The organism is Micromonospora sp. NPDC003776, from assembly GCF_053605645.1.
On sequence record NZ_JBSGJR010000748.1, the window covers coordinates 1 to 2800 of the forward strand.

The 2800-nt window shown below is 77.2% G+C and carries 3 protein-coding genes; 1 reads left to right on the forward strand and 2 read right to left on the reverse strand.

From position 1 onward, the window contains the following. Positions 1-1245, reverse strand: a 1245-nt coding sequence (locus tag ACWEVO_RS34330; RefSeq protein ID WP_452311574.1) for an FAD-dependent oxidoreductase, incomplete at its 3' end; no start/stop codon positions are given. Positions 1246-1256: 11 nt separating this feature from the next. Beyond that, a complete protein-coding gene (gene lgt, locus ACWEVO_RS34335) occupies positions 1257-2429 on the reverse strand; it encodes a prolipoprotein diacylglyceryl transferase (RefSeq protein ID WP_452311575.1) in 1173 nt (390 codons plus the stop codon). A 91-nt stretch (positions 2430-2520) separates the two neighbouring features. Between lgt and ACWEVO_RS34340 the strand changes: the two genes are divergently transcribed. Beyond that, positions 2521-2800: NUDIX hydrolase (locus ACWEVO_RS34340; RefSeq protein ID WP_452311576.1), on the forward strand; the 280-nt coding region annotated here is incomplete at its 3' end.

Sequence of the window (2800 nt, forward strand, 5' to 3'; positions counted from 1 at the left end):
GACCGAGTCCAGCCCGAGCACGCCGAAGGCGTGGTCCTGCCTGTTCAAGCGGATGCGCGGCCCGGACGCCCGGCCGCTGCCGTCGGCCGCCGCCGCGGTGCTGCGCAGCCGGGGACTGATCGTGCCGAGGGCGGCGTCCCGGGCGCGCAGCGCCAGCCGGCCCCGGGTCTGCAGCACCGCGGACATCCGGCGGGTCTGCCGCACCATGGTCGCCGCGCGGGGTCGGCGCAGCCGGTCGTACCCGGCCACCGCGTCGGGGAGCCGGGACTCGCGCAGCAGCGCCGCGAGGGTGGCCGCGTCCTCGAAGGCGAGGCAGGCCCCCTGGCCGAGGTGCGGCGGCATGGCGTGCGCGGCGTCGCCGAGCAGCACCACCCCGCCGGGCCCGGCGGGGAAGCCGTACGCCCGGGGCAGCGGCCGCAGCTCGCGGATCTCCTGCTGCACCAGGTCCGTCGGGTCGGTGGCGTCGAGCAGCTCGGCGATCGGCCCCGGCCAGTCGGCGTACCAGCGCTTGAGCAGGGCGAGCTGGGTCTCCGGCGGCTCCGGGCGGGGCGCGCCGGCGGCGGTGGCCACCCAGTAGACGCCGCCTCGGCTGGACCCCCCGGCCCCGCCGCGCTCGCCGAGCGAGGCGGCCACGAAGCGGTACCCGGCGCCGAGGATCTCGCCGCCCACCTGCTGCTCGGCGGCGAGCCGGGGCACCCGGTACCAGGGGATCACCGCCCGCCAGGCGGCGCACCCGGAGCTGACCACCTGGGCCTCCGGGGCGAGCTGCCGGCGGATCTCGCTGTCGATGCCGTCGGCGGCGACCACCAGGTCCGCCTCGACGGTGTGCCGGCCGTCGCCGACCGCCGGCCGCTCCCCCGGGACGGCCCGGACGGTCCGCACCGCCACCGCGGTACGCAGCTCGACCTGGTCACCCAGCCCGGCGATGAGCGCGTCGTGCAGGTCCTCCCGGTGCACCACCACCGGCATCCGCTCCGCCGGGGTGGGACGGGGCTGCACGAGCCAGTGCCCGTCCGGGCGGCGTACCCCGCCGTCGGGCAGCGGGGTGGCGATGGCGTCCAGGCCGGCGCCGAGGCCCAGGGCGCGCAGCGCGCGTACCCCGTTGGGCCAGAGCACGACGGCGGTCGGGTCCGGTCGGACCCGGTCGGCGCGTTCCAGGAGGGTGACCCGCCAGCCGGAGCGGGCCAGCACGCCGGCCGTCGCCAGCCCGCCGAGACCGGCGCCGACCACCACCGCGGTACGCATGTCTCCCCCGCTCAGCTGTCCCGGTCGGCGGGGCGGGCGCCCGTGGCGCCGGCCCGGTCCACGTCGTCCGCCGGCGTGGCGTCCTCGTCCGCCGGCGCGGCTTCCTCGTCCGCCTCGTCGGCCGCGTCCGTCGGCGCTTCGGCGCCGGCGGGCGCCGGCTCCTCGTCGGGGACCACCCCGGTCTCCCGGTACGCGCGGAACTGGTCCTCGGTCACCACCCGGTAGCCCTCGGGGGCGACCGCCTGCGGGCCGGCCTCCCGGGCCGCAAGGTCGACCTGGGACAGGTCACCGCCGGCGGGCGGGACGGGGGCGACCGGCGTCCCGACCGGGACCAGGTACTCCCGGGGCCCGCGGACCCGGACGAAGTAGGCGAGGGCGCCGAGGAAGACCAGCAGCGCGGTCCACACGTTGAGACGCAGCCCGAGGATGTGGTTGGCCTCGTCGGTGCGCATCATCTCGATCCAGAACCGGCCGGCGGTGTAGCCCATCACGTAGAGCGCGAAGGCGCGGCCACGGCCCAGGCGCAGCCGGCGGTCGACGACGTAGACCATGGCGGCGACGCCGATGTTCCAGAGCAACTCGTAGAGGAAGGTCGGGTGGTAGAGCCCGGGCTGCAGGACCGGGTGGCCGGCGTCGTCACGCAGCGCGTGCCCGGGGTTGTCCGGGTCCATCACGTGCACCCGCAGCCCCCAGGGCAGGCTGGTGGGGCCGCCGTAGAGCTCGTTGTTGAACCAGTTGCCGAGCCGGCCGACCGCCTGGGCCAGCGGCAGCCCGGGGGCCAGCGCGTCGGCCACCACGGTGAGCGGGATGCCGAGCTGCCGGGCCGCGATCCAGGCGCCGACCGCGCCGCCGGCGACGGCGCCCCAGATGCCCAGGCCGCCCTCCCAGATGTAGAAGACCTTGGTCCAGTCGCCGTGCGCGCCGAAGTACTTCTCCGGCGAGGTGATCACGTGGTAGATCCGCGCGCCGACGATGCCGGCCGGCACCGCCCAGACCGCGATGTCCAGGACCGCGCCGGGGGCGACGCCGCGCCGCCGGAGCCGGTACTCGGTCACCACGCAGGCGATCACGATGCCGACGATGATGCAGAGCGCGTACGCCCGGATCGGAACCGGTCCGAGCTGCCAGACGGCGGTGCTGGGGCTGGGCAGGGCCGCCAGTGGGGTCATCGGGGCGAGGGTCACGGGTGCACACGGTACCTGTGCGGACCGTGCCGGCGGCACCCCGGTCCGGTCGGGATGACTTCTGGTTTGCACCGCCGTACGCTGTTTGTCCATGAGCGCGCTGCGCTGGGCGGTCGCCGCGGTCGTCGTCGACCCGGCCGGCCGGGTGCTGCTCTGCCGACAGGCCGGCCCGGGCCGGCGGTGGGCGCTGCCCGGCGGGCGGCTGCGGCACGACGAGAGCCCGCCGCGGGCGGCGGTCCGCGAGATCCACGCCGAGACCGGCTGGCAGGTGGACCTGGTCGACCTGGTCGGGCTCTACCGGCTCGGCGGACCGGACGGCCCCCCACCCCCGGCCGGCCGCTGCGGGGCGCCGCCGGACGTGCTGGTCCACG